Below are 19,742 nucleotides of genomic sequence, written 5' to 3'. Positions count from 1 at the left end.
TGCCAGGGATGGAGTGAAGTTTGGTCAAGGCAAGAGCGACGACAAAGTCGCGGGTTGGCAAGCCCACGCTTTCCGCTCCAGACGATGATCCCTATCTGTGGTTGGAACAGATCGAAGGCGCACGGGCGCTGAAATTTGTCGATCGGCAGAATAGCATGACTCTGCAGGTGTTTGGCGGCGCCGCATTCGAGGGGGATCGCGATGCGCTGACCTCGATTTATGACCGATCGGATAATATCCCCTATGTCAGCCGGTGCGGCGACTATCTCTACAATCTCTGGAAGGATGCCAATAATCCACGCGGCCTTTGGCGACGAACTACTCTGGAAGAATTTCGTACGCCGAAGCCGTCATGGGAAGTTCTGCTCGACATCGATCAGCTCGCTATCAGCGAAGGCCAAGACTGGCTCCTGAACGGGACGGCCTCACTGGCCGGGGATCATAGACGGACGATTTTGAGCCTTTCGCGCGGCGGCAGCGATTCCGTCACCTTGCGTGAGTTCGATACCGACGCGAAGACCTTTGTCAGCGATGGCTTCGTCTTGCCGGAGGCTAAGGGCTCGGTTGAATGGCTCGATCCCGATACGCTGGTGCTGTCGAGCTCGCATGGGCAGCGCATGGCGACGACCTCCGGCTATGCGCGCACGGTGAGGCTGTGGCGGCGCGGTACGCAGGCGGATCAAGCACCAGCGATCTTCAAGATCGCAGCCAATCATGTCGGAGTCAGCTGCAATGTCGACCACACCGTTGCGCCGCCGCGGATGTGGTTCGTCGATGGGGTGGACACCTTCAATTTTGCCATCTGGCTCGGTGACGAATCCGGTGCCACGACCAAAATCAATCTGCCAAGCAACACCAGGATGCTCCCCCATCGCAATTGGCTGGCCATCAAGCCGCGCGAATCCTGGTCTGTGGCGGGGCGGACCTATGCCGCCGATACAGTGCTCGTCATCTCGTTGGCGGCGTTCCTCGAAGGCAACCGTCAGTTCGAGGTTCTTTTCGAACCAGGCCCCCGCCGCGCTCTGCAGGGTTTCTTTTGGAGTGCCGGCAAGCTTGTGCTTTCTATTCTCAACGAACTGCGGCCGTTCTTCGAGATCTGCACGCCATCCGACAAGGGCTGGAGCCGCGCGCAGCTCCGTGGGCTTCCCGACATCGGGGTCGTCGACCTCTGGCCCCTTGATTGCGATCCGTCCGAAGACAATGGCGACCTGCTCGTCGGGAGCCAGGATCCGCTCACGCCAGCTTCGCTTATGCTGATCGAGAATAACGTCACCAGTCCGACCGTGCTCAAGCAGGCGCCCAAGACCTTTACCGCGGATGGGCTGGTGGTCACACAACACGAGGCCATTTCGATAGATGGAGAGCGCATCCCCTATGTACAGACCGGTCCGGCCGACGAGACAGGCGGTGCGCCCGTCCATATGAGCGGCTACGGCGGCTTTGGGATCTCCGTGAGGCCGTACTACAATTCAGCGCTTGGCAAGCTTTGGCTCGAGCGCGGCGGCACCACTGTGCAGGCGAATTTACGCGGCGGAGGCGAGTTCGGTACGCGCTGGCACGACGCTGGTCGGCTCCGCGGTAAGAAATTGTCGCACGACGACTTCGCTGCCGTTGCCGCCGATCTCGTGCGTCGTGGGGTGACGGGGCCGAAGCGGATCGCAGCCCAGGCAGGATCGAACGGCGGCATCCTCATTACCAATATGCTGACGCGCTATCCGGAACGCTTCGGCGCGCTGTTCTGCACGATCCCGCTGATCGACATGCGCCGCTACACCAAGCTTCTGGCAGGAGCAAGCTGGATTGCAGAATATGGGGACCCCGATAAGCTCGAGGAGTGGGAGTGGCTCAAGACCTATTCCGCGTATCATGCCGCCAAGCGCGGCCAAAAATACCCCCCGATCCTGATCGCCACTACGCGGCGGGACGATCGTGTTCATCCCGGACATGCGCGCAAGATGGCCGCGAAGCTCCAGGCAATGGGCTACGAGGCCTATTTCTACGAGCCGGCGGCGGGCGGCCATGGTTACGGCCGGGACAACAGGGAGCGCGCCGGCTTCGAGGTGCTGGGCTTTCAGTTCCTGAAGAGCAAGATCGGCTGGCTTGACGGCAAGGCTTAGGCAGGCCCGGCGTTTGTGATCCGACAAACTAGCGTGATTGTTGCATAACATTTCAGCGATAGGAGATTGGAAAGAAGCTCGGTTTGACCAGCCCTTCTGAGGGCCACGCCGTCCAGTGGCATAGGGGGCAGCCTTTCCATTTCTAGCGCTTCAGCGTTCGCGTGGAGAATACGGTTGCGCAGCCGCCAATTTCGAGGCCGCAACCTCAACAACGATCATGGCGAGCGGGCTTGGCTGAGCTAGCCGCCCGTTCGCCCCAAAGGAGAAACAAGATGAATCGGCGGGATGTGGACGAAGTCAATCTTCGCGACCTACAGGTCTCGGATCCGTTGATCGGGAAATGCCAGCACTTGGTGAGGGAAGTGGCAATTCCCTATCAATGGCACGCGCTGAACGACCGCAATCCCGAAGCGACACCGAGCCACGCGGTAGAAAACTTCCGTATTGCCGCCGGACGTGCGAAGGGGGCACAATTTTTCAGGACAGTGATGTCGCAAAATGGTTAGAGGCGGTTGCTTGGTCGCTGTGCCAGACACCTAATCCGGACCTGGAGAAAGCCGCCGATGAGCTGATTGAATTGATTGCGGCCGCCCAATGCGGCGATGGCTATCTCAACACCTATTTCATACTAAAGGCGCCTCAGGACCGCTGGAGCAACCTAGCTGAATGCCATGAGCTTTACTGTGCCGGCCACTTGATTGAAGCGGGTATCGCTTTCTTTCTGGCTACTGGCAAACGACGCCTGCTGGACGTCGTTTGCAAGCTTGCTGACCACCTCGGCACAGTTTTCGGCCCGGAGCGCGATCAGTTACACGGCTATGATGGCCATCCAGAAATTGAACTTGCATTGACGCGCCTTTACGAAGTGACGCAGGAGCAGCGATATCTGACGCTGGCCAACTATTTCGTGGAGCAACGCGGCACAGAGCCGCACTTTTATGACATAGAACACGAGAAACGCCGGCAATCCTGCAACCTCAAATCATCTGGCATGCCCTGGACGGTGCAAAATAAAGCCTATAGCCAGGCGCACCTGCCAATTCGGAACAGCGGACCGCAACCGGTCATGCGGTTCGGTTTGTATACCTCATGACCGCGGTCGCTCATCTGGCGCGTCTGCGTCAGAACGAGCACCAACGCCAGGCTTGCCTACGGTTATGGCAAAAGATGGTGCAGCGCCAGATCTATATCACCGGCGGTATCGGCTCGCAAAGCTTCGGCGAAGCGTTCAGCAGTGATTACGATCTGCCGAACGATACAGCGTACGCGGAAAGTTGTGCGTCGATTGGCCTGATGATGTTCGCGCGCCGTATGCTGGAAATGGAAGTGGACAGTCGCTATGCCGACGTGATGGAGCGCGCCTTATATAATACGGTCCTGGGCAGTATCGCTTTCGATGGGCGTCACTATTTCTATGTTAACCCGCTCGAAGTTCATCCCAAAACGCTGCGGTCCAATGGCATCTACAGTCATGTCAGGGCGGTGCGGCAACGCTGGTTTGGCTGCGCCTGCTGTCCACCGAACGTCGCACGCATTTTCACATCAATCGGTCATTACATCTATAAGTCATGCTCCGACGCGCTCTATATCAATCTCTATATTGGCAATAGAGTGGCGGTATCGGTCGGCGGGCATACGCTGCAGTTGTTCATGAGCGGCAACTATCCTTGGAAGGACGAGGTGGAAATCGCTTTGGAATCTGCACAGCCAATCGTCCACACGCTCGCCCTGCGCCTGCCGGAATGGTGCAGCGCGCCGGAGACGACCCTGAACGGCGAACCTCTCAATTGCGAGTCGCGCAAGGGCTATTTGCATATTCACCGCACGTGGCGGCAGGGAGATCGGGTCAAACTATCGCTGCCGATGGCAGTACCCGCATATACGGCCATCCGCAACTTCGCAATTTGGCGGGCAAGGTGGCTATCCAGCGTGGCCCTTTGATTTATTGTCTCGAAGAGGCCGATAACGGGACCGAGTTACACAACGTGTGGCTTCCTGCAGAAAGCCGGTTTTCGCTTATCGAAGGCACTGGTCTCTTTAGCGACAAGATTGCTGCAGGCTGATGGGGCCCGGTCGCAACACACGCATTCTGAAGAAAGGGCGCTTTATCACAACGACAAAGTGCCAGCACAGCTACAATCGCAGCGGCTGACATTCATTCCGTGGTTCAGCTGGGCTAACCGCGGCGAAGGCGAAATGCGGATTTGGATCAATGAGCGTTGACGCGAACGCCTGAGTGGCGCGTCAAGGTGCGATCAAGTGTGGCCGTGATGATGCTGTATCATCTGGGGCGCATCGGAGCTCACCCTCGCTTTCTTGACGGTCGGGCTATCTTGCAGTGCGTCAGCCGTGTTCGGATTATCTACGCTGGCTGTCCGATAGTCAGCTAGATTGCCGCCCAGAAACAAGACCTCGGTCTCCTCGGTCGGTATTCCCCTCAGCCAAACTCGCAATTCCTCATCTCCAGGAGCATTACCGCGCTCTAAAATACCGTTGATCTTTTTGGTCGGCCAAGCGGTGACACTCGGTACCGTGTAGGTGTGTAACTTCTTAGCGTTCTTTGCAATTGCCTTCGCGCCATGCTCGGTCTCGTCCTTTGAAACGAGCAGTCGTGAAGGGTTCTCGCACAGTGACACAAAAGCACTTTCTGTAACGCCTTGGGTGTGCAATGCAGCGAGGCGCGCCTTATCAATTTCGTCCTCCCTTTCGTCGTCCGAGCAGATAGCGGCCTTAGAGACATGCGGGCTAGCGTGAGCACGCAAATCCGCTAAGGAACGCACATGAGCGATGGCACTCACCTCCGTGTCTAGGAGTGGCTCGCAATCGATGTCCTCGTTCTGAAAGCGATGTAGCGGCAGATACGAGGATGCCAAAACGTCGTTGAGAATTCGGTCGCCATTGATAGTGCCCGCGGAAGATCCGGTTGTTCTTGGCCACTGTGCTGTTCGCTGCTGAGCCAGCCTGATCTCGTTCCTGAGCGCCTCAACGTTCGCTCCGGCCAGTGATGCGGCAAGTTCGGCACGCCCTCGGATGAACGATGGGGCTGGGCACCGTTCGCCTTCCTGGATAGCGCACGCTCCCAGATTGCCTCTCGTCATGATCGAGGGCGATCCAACTTCGGAATCTGTCAAAGCGGTAGCCGAATCAGACGTTTGGTGGATCGGCCGAAGATCACTTAGCTGCTGGTCAAAGTTCGCTTGGCCCGTGGACGGGTGTGCTGGTGACCTGGTTTGTCCGGTCAGGTCGTCCGGCTGTTCCGGCGCCCGTTGATGCTGCTGCAGGAGCCCGTAAGCTTGAACAAAGTTTTCTGCGGTCTTCGGTGTATCGATATTCATTATTTTCCCCGCGAGCATGGTGCATCAGGGCCTATTTTTGTAAGGGCCGCGGCTTTCGAGAAGCTGACGAGTCAGAGAAAGGAATGCCACTGACGCCCAAATTGTTCGATCGCTTCCCGCTCAGCTGCCATCACTGCGGAGGAGAGCGCCCCACGAACCTGCATCGGCGGCGCGGATCCACCCTCCGCCACGAAGCGGACGATTCGGAGCCTGCAACAGCACCACCACAGGATGTCAGAGCCGTGCGGGCTAGAGGGCTCTCTCCTCTCTAGTCGCGCTCGGCGTCGTGGCTCGCTGCCGCGCCTGCGGCCGAGGCACCCGCAAGATCTATCGAGCTCAGCCGCAGCGCAAGCATCGGCCGGGCAACGTTCATGATTTTGATTTTGAGTTCAGCATGATGGCCTGTACGGCGCATAGTGCGATCCGCTGCCCCGTACTGGGCTCCTAGTGGAGCGGCAAACGGAGGTTGGAATTGCTTTCACTTTCCCGACTCAAAACTCTCTCATGCTCATAGCAGCCTTTCTTCGGCAGACACCGATCCTGCTGCACCCGCAGAAAGAACACTTTGGCCATTGGCTCATATTCTATTTTCTCAAAACCGCGTCAGCTTCTCGAAAGCTAACGGTAGTAGCGTGGGAGGTAGAGAGCGAACGAGCTGCTCAGATATGCGAAACGGCTCCAATCCGACGGGAACATGGCCCCATTTAACAATATCAACCCGTTCGACAGAGATTTTGCTGCCTACGACTCCACGGTCCAACAGCAGCAAGCGGAATTTGAGCAGCACTTGGGCGAGATGCCACAGGTCGATGCCGCAAATCTCGGCACAGAGCCTTTTGATATCTCGGAGGAAGACGATCGCCTCATCCAAGCCGCCGCCGCTGCAGCCCGTGATCGGGGGGTACCGCCGAGCACCGTCACTGTCGGCATTTATGATCGTCGTCTTCGCAAATTGGCTGATGCGCTCAAGCGTCGTTCTGGCGAAACTATTGCTACGCTCGATGACGAGTCGTTGCTCGATCACGCTAAACGGCTGTTTCCGAAAGACAAGGTAATCGTCCCCGCGTTGTCAATGCTTAGTCGGTATCGTGATCCCGGTGCCCCCGCTCGCCCCATTACAACACATTATCGTGCTTCCAAAGAAGATGACCGCCTCATCAGGGCGGCAGCCGAAGCAGGCTTTGGTCGAGGGATCGACCGGAAAACCGCCGAAAACTATTCTAGCAATCTTCGCAAGTTATCTGCGGCACTCCGGCCTTTCTCAATTGCTATGCTCGGTCACGATTCGCTGGTCGGCCACGCTAAGAGGTTGTTTCCGAATGACAACAAACTCATCTACGCGTTGAATAGACTTCGTGAATACCGCGAGAGCACGGGGCAGGGCACTTCGCGCGGGGAGGGAGGCAGTTCGCGGTTGCCACTAGAGCCGGCCGCCCATTCGCCCGTGCGAAGTTTCGGCCAGGAGCAGCTATTGGGTAGTGCCGCGGATCTGGGCGGTGCGGTGCCGGCCGACAGATTCGATGAGCCGGAGCTTTGGCGGGCAATGGGTTCAGCCGCTCACTGGCCCGCGCAAAGTATCGACCAGGAGGAGCATTTGGATGCCGTGGATCTGGACGGCGCGGTGCCGGCCGACAGATTCGACGCACCAGAGCTTTGGCAGGGAATGGGTGCAGCACCCCTCTGGCCCGTGCAAAGTGTCGACCAGGAGCAGCATTTGGATGCCGCGGATCGCGGCGGTGCGGTGCCGGCCGACAGATTCGATGAGCCGGAGGTTTGGCCGGCAATGGGTTCAGCCGCCCACTGGCCCGCGCAAAGTATCGACCAGGAGGAGCATTTGGATGCCGTGGATCTAGGCGGCCCGCTGCCAGCCGACCGATTCGATTTGGCCTCAACGAACTGGGGGCGTCAACAATCGGGCAGCGCGGGCGGACAAGAGAGCTCACCGGCGCCCCCGTCCGCAGATGCGGTGGCCTTTGGGTGGCAGCTGAGCGAGATCGGCAATTCAGGCGATCGCGTGCTGATGCAGGCCCCTATCCATCGCGTGGGTGCATCGCCATGGGAGGCGCAGTCCATGATGCAGGGGAGCGGGCACGAATACATCTCAGCGCCGCATGGCGGAGGCGGTGGGGCAATGCTGGACGCCTCGGCGCTGCAGCCGGGTCAGTCAATCGGGGTTTACGTGGGTGACAGCGCGCGCCCTCTTTATTCCGAAGACGCGTCCCTTATCTTGGGGCTTGAGGAGACGATCAGTGGGTCCAATGGAGAGCATCTTCTTGACTTGGGGCGTTGGCTCTTTGAAAACAACAAGCCGGGCATTGCTGCTCGACTTGACGACGAGACGCTGACCGAGGATGTCGAGGAGTTCGAGAGAAACGGTGGTTCCTCGTACGTCGCTACGGCATTAGCTCATCTCAAGGCCTCCATGTCGGCGGGCGTAGCCCCGCCGATTGTAGAACGCGCTGTCCTGAATCCTTATCCCGAAGATACGGCCCTCATCGAAGCGTACAAAGCAGCGCCTGCGGAAGGGATCATTCAAGATACCGTCAGCAATTATGCAAGACGTCTTAGAAGGTTCAGCGACCACCTTCGCAAAAAGAACAAGCCGCGGATTGCTGCTCGCCTTCACGACAAGTCGCTGGATAAAGATGGTAAGGACTATAAGGACTCCGGTGGACTCGACATCAGTGCCGCACTGGCTCATGTCCGCAAGTCGCTGCCGCGCGCCGGAGCGTTGGAACTCGGGCAGCACAGTGCCCGCGTTCCTCATCCCGAAGACGCGGTCGCAAGGCGCGTCGGGGACGCCGCCGCGCAGCACAGCGCGTCGGATGGAGCTGTCAACTGGCCAGAGGTCCTCCTCCCTGCGGAACGTCACGATCAGGATGTGGTTTCGGGGATGATGTACGAAGCCGACCCATCGTTGCCGTTCGAGCCAACCGCGCGCCATAACCAGGCACCGAATCCTGGAGAGGCCGTTCACCCCTTGAACTGGCCCCGGGACCATCAGCCGGCTCCGGACGAGCTGACCGGGAGCAACCTCCTGCCACGAGACGAGATCCCCATCGATGAGGATTACACGGGGCAGTTGAGGCCAGCGAAGAGGCAGAGGACGCTGAGCAATCCGCAAGGAGATGCCCTTGGGCGGCAGCTGAGCGAGATCGGCAATTCAGGCGATCGCGTGCTGATGCAGGCCTCCATTCATCAATTGGGTGCTTCGCCATGGGAGTCGGAGTCGCAGCCCATGATGCAGGGGAGCGGGCACGAATACATCCCAGCGCCGCATGACGGAGGCGGTGGGGCGATGTTGGACGCCTCGGCGCTGCAGCCTGGTCAGTCAACTGGGGTTTTGGTGGGGCGCAGCAAGCGCCCTGTTCATTCCGAGGATGCGCCCCTCATTTTGGGGCTAGAGAGGGCACTCATCAAGGGTGGGGCCAAGGAGCTCACCGCCAAAAGTCGTGTAGGTCAACTTCTCAGCTTGGATCGTTGGCTCTTTGAAAAGAACAAGCCGGGCATTGCTGCTCGGCTTTACGACAAGTCGCTGGACAATGATGTCGAGGAGTTTTTGGAAAGAGGTGGTGCCCCACACGCCCGGACGGCACTGGCTCATCTCAAGGCCTCTCAGTCGGCGGGCGGAGCGGCGCCGATTGTGAGCCGCGCTGTCCTTAATCCTTATCCCGGCGACGCAGCCCTCATCAAAGACTTCGCAGCAGCGTCTGGGAAAAGGACGTATGCAACTGCTCTTCGTGGTTTCGGCCACTACCTGCGTGAAAACAACATGCCGGGCATTGCTGCTCGGCTTTACGATAAGTCGCTAGATGAAGATGCCGAGCACTATGAGGCCTCCGGTGGGTCCGAATACACCAGTGAAGCACTGAGTCATCTCCGAGGCTCGCCGCTGAAATTCGAGCGCCGGTATAGCCGCATTGCTACTCCCGAGGATGAGGTCCTTATCGAGGCGGCCAATAAGTGGGCACTCGCGGCAGCCACTTCGCAAACCGAACGGGAAGCGGTCTGGAGGAGGGCTAGCTCCGTTCGCGGGTTCAGTCAGTGGCTGCATCACAACGGCAGGGAGCCCATCATTGGCCGACTCAACAACCCTGATGCGCTGGAGAAAGATCTTAAGGACTTCAAGCGTGCTACCAATGAGCTGCTTCGGAAGTACCAAGAAGCAGTTGGAGCAAGCAATCCGTTTGGGTTGCAATACCTTGAGCACGGGGCTATCGGATCGCCAGTCGCGGAGGGCTACGATCAGGATCCGCCGTGGGGGGTGATGGACGAAGCCGGCCCACTGTCGTCTCTCGGGCCCACCGCGCGCCATCCCCAGGCCCCGGATTTTGGAGAGGCCGTTCGTCACTTGGACTGGCGCCACGACCACCAGCGCGCCCCGGACGAGTTGATCGCTGCGCTGGACAGGAGCAACCTCCTGCCAACCCAGGAGGATCAACTGACCAGCTTCTTGATCAACGGTGAGCGTTACACCGCGGGCTTGATGCCAGCAGGGGTGACGAGGCCGAGGACCCCACTCAATCCGCAAGGCGTTGCCATTCGTCTCAGATATCGACCAGAAGGCGCTTCGCAGCCCAGCTCGCGGCCGGAGAATCTCGCCTCGGCAGATCTCTTTGTATCGATGGAGCAAGCCGGGCCGGCGCCCGCCAGAGCTGAGGCGACTTCCCCCACGGTCGGCGAGACCTTTGATGTTTCATTCGCCGCTCCCGAGGACTTTTCCCACCGCACCCAACCGGTCCCGGACGGGATGCTCTCTAGGTTGCGCCAGTTCGGCTTCTTGCCGAACGCGGCACAGCGGGTAATGAGCTACGACATTCGTGGTGAGCGCTACACGGCCATCTTGGGGCCAGGAGGGCCCAATGACGTTCAGCTCATCCATCACCCTCGAGTTGGTAGTGAAGCTGCGCCAGCGGCACCGGCGAGGGCTCGGTCAGACATCTACAGCGGTCTTGAGTCACTTGTTGATTTGACGTCCACTCCGCAGGAGCTGCGTGATGACGGCAAGTATCCGTCGGTGTTTTCGCGCACACTGTCTGATGCTCAGATCGGGGATTTGGGTCCGACAGCCTCGCTCCACGACCGCAGCGGACTAGAGCTCGGCGCCAGGGACTGGCTGGGCGATGAGCATATCGCGGCGGACTATGCGCTCCTCGAGCAGGAGCTGCGGAGGGACAATCCGAATCTGGCCGCGCGCACGCGGTTCGTGGATCCCCTCGTAGCCCATTATCATCTGCGCTTGGGCCCGGAGAGCGTCGCGCTACGCGCATTCCAGCGCATAGTCCATAATCAGAATGGTAGCGACACCGCCGACTTCCTTTTCCTGCCGGTGAACGATGCCAGTCCTACGGATCCTAATAGCCGTGGCACCCATTGGTCGCTGCTGCTCGTTGATCGCCGCGAGCAGGCAAGGCCGGTCGCCTATCACTACGACTCTTACGGGATTACCAACCGTGCCTTTGCAGCAGAGCTCGCACAAAGGCTGGGCGCTCGCCTGAAGCCAGCCCGCATGGCCCAGCAGTGGAACCGTTATGATTGCGGCGTCTTCGTGGTGGACGGCACGCGGGCGCTGGTTGGACGATTAGCGCAAGGAGAGAGGCCAGAGCACGAGCCGTTGCACCTCGAGAACCTTATCGCCGATCGGCAGGCCCTCCAGGACCGACTCAGGTCTCATCCCCGCTTGGGTTGATGAGCTGACTGGAACGGCTCTCGCCGACACCAGACTGCGGTGGCCTGAACTAGCGGATCAGGGGACGACGACCTCTCTCTGCTCTGAGGATCGGCCGGTCCGTCAATCAGAGGCCCTCTTCTCGAATCGTTGGCAAGCTGGTGAGGAACATATCGATCGGCGAGGGCCGCAGTAATCAATTGCCCGTCGACTTCATGTCGGCCAAACATTGCTGCGCCAGCAACTCGACCAAACTAAGATATGCAGATTACCCGCAGTCGGGCCCGAACCGCGTTGGAGGTACGTGGCTCGGCATTCAGCCGCTACCAATGCGCAGTGTCGGCGCACTATGAGATTTCTGGACGCGTGCGCCATCGCGTTGCACATGGTTCGAGTTGCGTGACGATGCTCATTCTGTGCCGGCGCCTGACTTTCCACCCTCGTCGGCCAGGCCAGCACGAGGGCATCACCAGGTCCCGCAGCTGCCTGATGTCGGAGAGTTCGTCGCCACGGCTGGCGCCACGGCCCCGAGAGGCCTGGTTCGTCCAGATCGACATGCTCTTGGCCTGCTGCCGAGGCAGGACGGCCCAAGGACATGTTTCTTGATCAGTCGACCCCACAAAAAAACTGCCCAGAGCGCGTTCTTCTCTTCCATCGCCCGCCAGCTGGCTGAACGAGGCCTTGGACTGAAACCAACGAGTCAGTGGGTCTGCGCATCAAGGCGGCTACGCGGCGGAAAGGCAAGTTGTCCGGCGAGAAAAGGTGCCGGCCGCTGGATCTCAATCCGCGAATCTTCTTCGCATCGTTCGCCGATGTCCAGCGCCTGAAATATCGACATTTCTCTAGGCCTGAGGTTCGTGCGCCCAAAAACGTTCTCGCGGGGCTTCGCCGATTCGTTTTGGACTGTCGTTCTGCGAGACCCGTTGGTTGAGGTGCGCGCTTGCGGGGTTTTGAGAGAACTGCGCTGGGCGAGCACGACGAAGTCCATTCGCTTCCTACGGATCCCCCCGTTCAGCTTTCAGATTTCGCTGGGTCGCATGGGATCGTCCAACGGTCGTTCCTGGCTCTTAGGCTCAGTCTTCTCCAAAAATACCAGTGCGGTGTTGATCTGCCCAAGCTGACGTCCGATCTGGTCTCGCTCGTCAGCGTCTTCGGTGACGCCCAGTTGCTCGATGAGCTTCTGTTTACGAGCGAGCAAATTCTTGATGAGTGTGGTCACCGAACGGCCCAAACGCAGCCAACAAGCATCGCAGCGAAAACGACTGCGGCGCCGATTCCGCGGGGAATTTCCATCGCATTACTCCGTCATTCTCTACACGGTTCCCATCAGCCGGTTTATGCAAAGAACCAGTCTTCCGGCAATTGAATATAAGGGCGTGATTTTCGGTGCCTTCACCGAGGAGTGGGTGGAGGTGTCGTAATCAAAACTGCTGTATGCTCGCAACAGCCTAGGTTTCCCTTGCCACGTGACGTCGCACCGTAGTGAAATATGTTAGCTAACGAACCGCTGACTGCATTGATTGTCATGGTCGTATCCGTTTGCTCGGCTCGCGCGTACGGAAACACTGATCCTGTCGTACCCACGGGTTTCGTGTTCGTGCACGAAGGAGATCACGGCGGAGAGCGCGAGCGAATGCGACCGCAGCCTCTCCAACATCTGTTTCATTTCGCCTCACAGCAAACGGCGGGGCGCACCGGACGCTACCGAGCACGTGCAAAGTCCTCCCGTAACATTAGCGGTCCCACGTGTGATCAGATCAGTCGTTGTGGTTGAACGAAGCAATCGGCGTGCCGATTCGAAAATTGGAGGTTCTACAATCGCTTCTTATGGGTGTAGGTAGCGTCCAGTTGTGGGACATTGGTCTCAAAGCTGACAAAACGGCGCGGTTAGTGTCCGAATCTTCGCAAAGGTTTGAAGAACGGTGAATGCACCGGGCCTCAGAAACGACCGGTGCCGGCTCGGCGCAGCAGTTCACCGATGCGCGACCGATACATATTGGCCACGCTGATTTCTCTAGTCAGCTCCTTGAAAGCTTCAGGCGCCGACGCGCCTACAGCCAGGCCTTTGGGAAGGACGTGGCGCTTATTCGCGAAGCCAAGCGAGCAGCCTGCGACAAAGGCGTACCAGAACGTTTCCGTCACGAACTCGGGAGACCGAGTACAAAATCCAAACCGGCCGTAAGCCGTCCGGAATCCTCCCGCCCGGTAAGCGGTTCAGAGGCATATCACGCAGTGACCTGATTTCTGTTTCGCCTTCCTGCAGGACTTTCCCGCGGCACCTGACCAGCTGCCGGACGCGGGCAGGGGAGCAGGGGAGGGTAATTGGTCGGCGTCAAGGCCAGCCGCGAGCTAGCCGACATTTTGGCTCGAGATGGATTGCGTCGCACTGAGAGGGTTCGAGATTTGCAAGAGCGATTTAATCGGCGCGAATGCGAAATTGACTGCGTCGCTGATTAATCAATGCGGCAGAACCCACGCTGTAGTGCAATCTTCTGTCGCCAGGGCTCGCCTACGCATACTGTTGATGATGCCGCAAACCCAAGACCAAAGCGATCCTGAGAATCCCGGGAAATCACACCATCGCTGTTGCAGGAAGGGGAAGCGCGGCATTCCGCCTTCGGCCGCCAGCGCAGCAGTTCAAGTGCCCGGGCGATACGCAAGATGTCGCGCGCAGGTCACCACCCTTCACATCCGTAGCAGCTACGACAGGAGTCCTGCACTTTCCGCACCGCGACACGCGCCAAGATAGTTGGATCCGATTCACCCTCTGCGGCCAGAGTTAAGACCTTCTCAGCAAGGCATGCCTTCAACGAAGAGGTCCGCCTCGCTTCGGGCACCATCCGGACAGCATGCTCCAGAACACCCCTCAACTCAGCACACACTTTATTTTGCGAGGATTTTGCAGGCGTCATGATGCTACTCCACAAGACGGGCTCCGGCCTTCACAGCCAGTGTGCCCGAAAAACTTGGAACTCGGCACCTGATGGCCCCCTTCCGCCAAGTGAGTGTGGCAGTCGGGTGGGGACGGTCACGCCGACGAATACAAGAGATATAATGAGCTGATGTGACAGTTGGACGAAGGAATCACTGTGGCTCGTGATCTAGTACCACTCGATCTGCCGGTGCTGCGACCAGCGCAACGTTGCCATGCTGGTGAGCCCGGTGCCGCTATCAGGGACGATCATCGCTGGAACAAACGTGCAATGCAATCACAGCATCGAGCTCGCCAGACCCCCAAGAGTGGCGGCGCGCTATCAAAGATAAGCAAGACATTCATGCGGAAGCCAAAACAGATCTCAACTTCTAACTGGTTGAGAGCGACCGGGCCCTCATCGCGCTCTTGGGGAGCTCAGTTCATTTAGCCGGAGACCGAAGCGCTCCGGCACCCCGGGGACGGCGCGCAGCCGGCTAGCAATGGCTTCAATGCTCTTTTGATCGCGTCCCGATGAGCCAACAGCTTTACCTTCATCCACTGCCAGATCGTCATCTCGTCCATGCGATACCAGTCCAGAGAAGAATTCGATGCGCTGGCTGCCTCCGCCTCGTTCTACGCACGAAGTTTGCGCCACAACCCCTTGCCGCTCACCACAGCTAGCCCAAATCCACCCGGTATCGCACTACGGTTCACTCGAAGATGTGCTCGATGCCTCCTTTGGGCAGACGAGAAGCGTGTAATCATATCGTCATAAGCCTTGCATATGTGTGATCAAAATTTCCCCGGCGCTCCGCGAGGTAACGGCTATCCTGCATAGATTGTGTGTCTGGACGACATACTAGCGGCGCTGAATCAGGTAGACGAAAAGTCGGTCGGCGGCCAAGCGGAGCATTTGCCAGGTGGCGGCCGCATTTCAGCCACTCTGATTGCACTGCTGCTGACGAACCGCAGCGTTATATCGAAGAGACGCTGCGATGAGTGGCATCGATCGATATAAACCTCGCGCACACCGAATTATTCGGAGATGAAGACGCCAGGGAAATGTACGGTGGCTTGCTGAAGAATGGCACCATTGGTCAGTTTTCAAAGGTTAGGTTCTAAACTAAGTATCGGAATCCGGGAGGAGATGTCCCGATCGCTGTTGAACTACGTCGGACCGGCGTTGGCGGAATGAATGTTACGCGGCTCTCGTGACGTGGGCAACGGGCTTGATCGTCATGCGATCGTGGTGAGCTTGAAGGGCCGCACGCAGAACCGACAATTGCTTATGCGCCTTCAATCGTCGGAAGCCCTTGTTGGCCTCGATCATGCCGGCCGCGACCCATCGCAAGGCCATGCCGGCATCCCGCCAGCGTTTGACGTTGCGCGTGACGCGGCGAATGGTACCCATCATGTTCTCGGCGATGTTGGTACAGGCGAGCGATCGACGCAGCTCCTTCGGCAGCTTCAACCGGACGACAGTCAGGATTTCGTCGAGGCCTTCGAGAATGCTGGCCGCTACGCCGGGCCATTGCTGGTCGAGTCGACGCGCGAGATTGCGGATCAATTTTTCAGCCTTGTCGGCATCATCGAGCTCCCAGGCCTGGCGCAGCACCCGACGGGTGGCCGCATGATGCTCTTTCGGCAGGCGTTCCGTGATGTTGCGCGCCTTGTGGATCTGACAGCGCTGGATCGCGGCGGCCGAACCGAAGGTGCGGCGGATCGCCTTCGACAACGCTTTCGCGCCGTCGACGATGAACAGTCTTGGCACCGTCGGGGCGAGCCCGCGGGAGACCAGGTTGTCCAGCAGGGCTTGAACCGTTGCGGCGTTCTCGGTTGCCCCTTCCACCAGCGCCAGCGGATGCTTGTTGCCTTCACCGTCGACCCCGATCGCGGCGACCAGCACGAGATCGTCGCCGAGATGCAGCCCGTCGATTTGAACCACCAGAAGGTCGAGCGCGGACAGATCGGCAGCCATGAAGTCGGCCAGCCGCGCCGCCGACAGCGCCACAAACCTCCGCGAGGCCGCCGACTTCGAAACCCCCGATCCGGGCGGTGCCGGCACATCACCCTCGGGCAGCCGGACAGCGCGGCCGAACCGGCGCGTCGATACATTGATCAGCATCAGGTTCATCGCCCAGCGACCAAGCCAGTCCTCCTCCGCCGCCGTTTCCCAGCTCGGGATCGTGACCTCGCGGCCGTCCAGGCCCCGGACCCGCGGGCGCTCGACCTCGATCTTGCCGCCGTGGAAGCCGATCCGTCCCCGCGTTCGGCCCCAACGGTGCGCCCGCCGCGCCGCGTCGCGACCGTGGCGCGGCCCGCAGGCCGCCGTGACATCCGCCTCCATCATCGTGCCGAGCGCCTCGATCCCTGCCGCAAGGCAGAACCGATCGAAGCTCGCCCGCACTTCTGCAAACGCTTCGTCCACAGCCCCGGTCGCCGGCGAACCAGCCGGTGTGATATCTCTCGTCATGGCGTTGCTCTCCTTTGTGGAATCAGCACCCCGAGCCTACCGGCTCAAGGGGGGCAACGCCGACCTCTTCAGAAATTCAACAGAACCCCGGGACATCCCCATCCGGGATGACTTCGATTGATGATAGCTTAAGTGAGATCAAATCCGTGCGGAACTACATTTGGCGTGTTCGTACGTTGCTTCAAACCGAGTTGCCTGATGCGGAGCGAAAAATCGTTGAGAAGCGCCTGCTTGAACAGCGTTCCGCCTTTGAACAGCTCTTAGCGACCACATTTCCTTTGACGTTGAGGCTCTGAAGTCAATTCGGAGCCCGTGCCGCTCAAAAGGTAACTAAACGACGGACGTTTGAACTTCTTGTTGACCGAGAGCATCTCGTGATTGGGAGTGGATTGTATGCGAGCCCTCCGGCAAAGCTCAGATGGAGGCAAAACTGAATCGCCAAAAAATGTCGCGGTGATAACCTGCCTTATTCCTTGTCTTGCTTTCCACAAGTTTGATTAATTCTCCTATCCGCAGTCTGCCGATCCCTGATCAGCGGCAGACCAATCTGCACTCTTTTCGGCCGCCTTCGATGGCCGATCTTGGCGATTGCCCGTTGCATTCGGGAGCTCAGGACACCAACTCGGCAGAACGCGAGCTCGAGAATTGCGTGTAGCGGACGGCGACGCCGGCCAAGAAACTTGCGATCATCAGGACTGACTTTGCCCAGCTCCTCACGGCCAGCATCTGTCGCGATGCTGTGGAGGCGCGGATTGGACGAGCTAGCACTGCGGCAGCTGCTGATCGTGCCGCTGTCGCCGAAGCGCCGGCGCCGTCTTCCGGCGGACTGGTCACCGCATCCGATTTCGAATTCGCAAGTTGCGGCCGAACCGGGATGAGACCGCCGAGCATTTGGGAGCGGCGCGAAATGACCGACCGCGACCACGTTACCGCGGCCGTGGAGAAGTCGGGCTGAGTGCAGGCGGGAGGCGACTCACCTCCTCGGGCTAACCCACCCGGATGCGCGCTCAAGAAGTACGGCCTCCAGATCAAGCGTCTGTGAGCCGAGTGTCGCGGTCGCGACACGCTGTCTGGCCCAGGACATGCACAAGAGAGAAAATAGCCGAGATAAATCAGCTCGGCGTTTGGCACGAGCCTTGAAGGGAAGAAGCCGTCCCATCGCCTGCCTAAGGAACGGAGTTTATGGCCTACAAGATAATCGCCTCCCAGTGCACCGTCTGCGGCGCATGTGAGTTTGAATGCCCGAACAGAGCAATCAGCCTCAAGAACGACATATATGTAATCGATCCGAAGAAGTGCACCCAATGCGAGGAGCATTGCGACACGCCGCAATGCGCCGTTATCTGCCCGGTGCCCGGCACGTGCGTGCAGGCATAAGGAGCGGCCCATGAGCGGGTCCGCTGCGCGCAGCAAGATTGAAACACTAGCGGCCGCGTTTTTGATTAGCGGCCTGGTTGGCCGCGAGCTGCGTGTGACTTACGCGATCGTCCATGCGGTGAAGGGGGCGCGCCGCCGCCGTCGTCGGATATGGTCGGAGTCGACCTTGCGCGAGCGGCGGAGCGGGCAATGGTAGCAGCCGTAAAAGACACGGCCGACCGAGTGCGCTCGATCGACGTCGACCAATATCGATATGGTTTTGAGACGCTGATCGAGTCCGACAAGGCCCCCAAGGGTCTCTCGGAAGACACCGTCCGCTTCATTTCCGCGAAGAAGAACGAGCCGGCCTGGATGCTGGAATGGCGGCTGGAGGCCTATCGCCACTGGCTGACCATGACCGAGCCGACCTGGGCGCGCGTCAACTACCCGAAGATCGATTACCAGGACATTCACTACTACGCGGCGCCGAAGCCGAAGAAGACGCTGTCGTCGATCGACGAAATCGATCCGGAGATTCTCAAGACCTACGAGAAGCTCGGCATCCCGTTGCGGGAAGTCGCCATCCTCGAAGGCGTCGAGCCGCCGCCCGGTAGCGAGCCGTCGCCCAACCGCAAGATTGCGGTCGACGCCGTCTTCGATTCGGTTTCGGTGGCGACCACGTTCCAGAAGGAGCTGAAGGCAGCCGGCGTGATCTTCATGCCGATCTCGGAGGCGATCCGCGAACACCCCGAGCTGGTGAAGCAGTATCTCGGCACGGTGGTGCCGACCTCGGACAATTACTTCGCGACGCTGAACTCGGCGGTGTTTTCCGACGGCTCGTTCGTCTACGTGCCGCCGGGCGTGCGCTGCCCGATGGAGCTGTCGACCTATTTCCGCATCAACGAGCGCAACACCGGCCAGTTCGAGCGCACGCTGATCATCGCCGACAAGGGCTCCTACGTCAGCTATCTCGAAGGCTGCACCGCACCGCAGCGCGACGAGAACCAGCTTCACGCCGCCGTCGTTGAACTCGTCGCGCTCGATGATGCCGAGATCAAATATTCGACGGTGCAGAACTGGTATCCCGGCAATTCCGAAGGCGTCGGTGGCATCTACAATTTCGTCACCAAGCGTGGCGACTGCCGCGGCAATCATTCGAAGATTTCCTGGACCCAGGTCGAAACGGGATCGGCGATCACCTGGAAATATCCGAGCTGCATCCTGCGCGGCGACAATTCGCGCGGCGAGTTCTACTCGATCGCGATCTCGAACGGTCACCAGCAGGTGGACAGCGGCACCAAGATGATCCATCTCGGCAAGAACACGACCTCCAGGATCATCTCCAAAGGCATCGCGGCGGGCGTCTCGCAGAACACCTATCGCGGCCTCGTCACCGCGCACCGCAAGGCGACCGGCGCGCGTAACTTTACGGCCTGCGACTCGCTTCTGATCGGCGACAAGTGCGGCGCGCACACCGTGCCTTACGTCGAGGCGAAGAACTCGTCGGCGACGTTCGAGCACGAAGCGACGACGTCGAAGATTTCCGAGGACGTGCTGTTCTATTGCATCCAGCGCGGCCTCAGCCAGGAAGAAGCCGTCGGCCTCGTCGTCAACGGCTTCGTGAAGGATGTGTTGCAACAGCTGCCGATGGAGTTCGCGGTTGAGGCGCAGAAGCTGATCTCGATCTCGCTGGAAGGCAGCGTCGGATGATCGCATCTCCTGATATCAGCGAGATGCGCACTCGGTTGCCGATTTTGAACGAGATCGACGAAGCCAGTTTGTCGCGGCTCGACGGTTCAGAGTGGTTTCGCCCAAGCGTTGTGCGCCGCCTTCCGCCGCCGACAGGATGGGTGTTTATCTGATGACCTATCGGGCGAAC

The 19,742-nt window shown here is 59.3% G+C and carries 13 protein-coding genes and 1 pseudogene; 9 read left to right on the top strand and 5 right to left on the bottom strand.

Annotated elements, in window-relative coordinates; translation table 11 throughout:
* The first annotated feature begins 110 nt into the window (after positions 1 to 110).
* The 5 genes and pseudogenes from LMTR21_RS26025 to LMTR21_RS41970 all read left to right on the top strand — a co-directional run bounded on the left by LMTR21_RS26025 (position 111) and on the right by LMTR21_RS41970 (position 4,340).
* Positions 111 to 2,117 (top strand): prolyl oligopeptidase family serine peptidase, encoded by a 2,007-nt coding sequence (locus tag LMTR21_RS26025; RefSeq protein WP_246175800.1) that lies wholly within the window; start codon positions 111 to 113, stop codon positions 2,115 to 2,117.
* 340 nt (positions 2,118 to 2,457) lie between these two features.
* Positions 2,458 to 3,608: pseudogene (locus LMTR21_RS41985) on the top strand (glycoside hydrolase family 127 protein); the annotation flags it as partial.
* Complete coding sequence (locus LMTR21_RS41980) at positions 3,600 to 4,058, top strand: glycoside hydrolase family 127 protein (RefSeq protein WP_430642596.1); 459 nt, start codon at positions 3,600 to 3,602, stop codon at positions 4,056 to 4,058. The pseudogene LMTR21_RS41985 and the gene LMTR21_RS41980, both read left to right, overlap by 9 nt.
* Entirely contained in the window at positions 3,944 to 4,180 is a 237-nt protein-coding gene (locus LMTR21_RS41975; RefSeq protein ID WP_430642474.1) for a hypothetical protein, read from the top strand. Before LMTR21_RS41980 ends, LMTR21_RS41975 begins: the two co-directional genes overlap by 115 nt.
* 58 nt (positions 4,181 to 4,238) lie before the next feature.
* Complete coding sequence (locus tag LMTR21_RS41970) at positions 4,239 to 4,340, top strand: hypothetical protein (protein ID WP_430642595.1); 102 nt, start codon at positions 4,239 to 4,241, stop codon at positions 4,338 to 4,340.
* A gap of 32 nt (positions 4,341 to 4,372) precedes the next feature.
* Here the strand turns inward: LMTR21_RS41970 and LMTR21_RS26015 are convergent, their stop codons facing one another.
* Complete coding sequence (locus tag LMTR21_RS26015) at positions 4,373 to 5,452, bottom strand: hypothetical protein (RefSeq protein ID WP_187399195.1); 1,080 nt, start codon at positions 5,450 to 5,452, stop codon at positions 4,373 to 4,375.
* 694 nt (positions 5,453 to 6,146) lie between these two features.
* Between LMTR21_RS26015 and LMTR21_RS41160 the strand changes: the two genes are divergently transcribed.
* Entirely contained in the window at positions 6,147 to 11,141 is a 4,995-nt protein-coding gene (locus LMTR21_RS41160; protein WP_084030930.1) for a Ulp1 family isopeptidase, read from the top strand.
* A 679-nt stretch (positions 11,142 to 11,820) separates the two neighbouring features.
* On the opposite strand, the gene LMTR21_RS26005 is transcribed toward LMTR21_RS41160, so the two are convergent.
* The 4 genes from LMTR21_RS26005 to LMTR21_RS25990 form a co-directional block, all read right to left on the bottom strand.
* The gene (locus LMTR21_RS26005; RefSeq protein ID WP_141688590.1) at positions 11,821 to 12,108 is read right to left on the bottom strand and encodes a hypothetical protein; all 288 of its coding nucleotides are present in this window, start codon (positions 12,106 to 12,108) and stop codon (positions 11,821 to 11,823) included.
* 30 nt (positions 12,109 to 12,138) lie between these two features.
* Positions 12,139 to 12,339 (bottom strand): hypothetical protein, encoded by a 201-nt coding sequence (locus LMTR21_RS26000; RefSeq protein ID WP_065755912.1) that lies wholly within the window; start codon positions 12,337 to 12,339, stop codon positions 12,139 to 12,141.
* A 719-nt stretch (positions 12,340 to 13,058) separates the two neighbouring features.
* A complete protein-coding gene (locus LMTR21_RS25995; protein WP_065755913.1) occupies positions 13,059 to 13,262 on the bottom strand; it encodes a hypothetical protein in 204 nt (67 codons plus the stop codon).
* A gap of 1,970 nt (positions 13,263 to 15,232) precedes the next feature.
* The gene (locus tag LMTR21_RS25990) at positions 15,233 to 16,507 is read right to left on the bottom strand and encodes an IS256 family transposase (protein ID WP_065750578.1); all 1,275 of its coding nucleotides are present in this window, start codon (positions 16,505 to 16,507) and stop codon (positions 15,233 to 15,235) included.
* A 1,182-nt stretch (positions 16,508 to 17,689) separates the two neighbouring features.
* Here LMTR21_RS25990 and LMTR21_RS25980 point away from each other — a divergent pair.
* From LMTR21_RS25980 to LMTR21_RS40305, 3 genes are all read left to right on the top strand, one after another.
* The gene (locus LMTR21_RS25980) at positions 17,690 to 17,884 is read left to right on the top strand and encodes a 4Fe-4S binding protein (RefSeq protein WP_084030990.1); all 195 of its coding nucleotides are present in this window, start codon (positions 17,690 to 17,692) and stop codon (positions 17,882 to 17,884) included.
* 189 nt (positions 17,885 to 18,073) lie between these two features.
* On the top strand, positions 18,074 to 19,573 hold the full coding sequence (gene sufB, locus LMTR21_RS25975) for a Fe-S cluster assembly protein SufB (protein ID WP_065756387.1): 1,500 nt from the start codon (positions 18,074 to 18,076) through the stop codon (positions 19,571 to 19,573).
* Positions 19,570 to 19,725 (top strand): hypothetical protein, encoded by a 156-nt coding sequence (locus LMTR21_RS40305; RefSeq protein WP_187399194.1) that lies wholly within the window; start codon positions 19,570 to 19,572, stop codon positions 19,723 to 19,725. Before sufB ends, LMTR21_RS40305 begins: the two co-directional genes overlap by 4 nt.
* Positions 19,726 to 19,742 lie beyond the last annotated feature (17 nt).

It is taken from the genome of Bradyrhizobium paxllaeri, assembly GCF_001693515.2.
GTDB lineage: Bacteria > Pseudomonadota > Alphaproteobacteria > Rhizobiales > Xanthobacteraceae > Bradyrhizobium > Bradyrhizobium paxllaeri.
The sequence above is the reverse complement of the archived record's forward strand: the minus strand, read 5'-3'. Positions and strand labels throughout refer to the sequence as shown.

Excerpts from the sequence above, each read along its gene's own strand:
- LMTR21_RS25990 (WP_065750578.1), bottom strand. The coding sequence starts at position 16,507 with ATGACGAGAGATATCACACCGGCTGGTTCGCCGGCGACCGGGGCTGTG.
- LMTR21_RS25980 (WP_084030990.1), top strand. The coding sequence starts at position 17,690 with ATGGCCTACAAGATAATCGCCTCCCAGTGCACCGTCTGCGGCGCATGT.
- LMTR21_RS26005 (WP_141688590.1), bottom strand. The coding sequence starts at position 12,108 with ATGGACTTCGTCGTGCTCGCCCAGCGCAGTTCTCTCAAAACCCCGCAA.
- LMTR21_RS41160 (WP_084030930.1), top strand. The coding sequence starts at position 6,147 with ATGGCCCCATTTAACAATATCAACCCGTTCGACAGAGATTTTGCTGCC.
- sufB (WP_065756387.1), top strand. The coding sequence starts at position 18,074 with ATGGTAGCAGCCGTAAAAGACACGGCCGACCGAGTGCGCTCGATCGAC.
- LMTR21_RS26015 (WP_187399195.1), bottom strand. The coding sequence starts at position 5,452 with ATGAATATCGATACACCGAAGACCGCAGAAAACTTTGTTCAAGCTTAC.
- LMTR21_RS40305 (WP_187399194.1), top strand. The coding sequence starts at position 19,570 with ATGATCGCATCTCCTGATATCAGCGAGATGCGCACTCGGTTGCCGATT.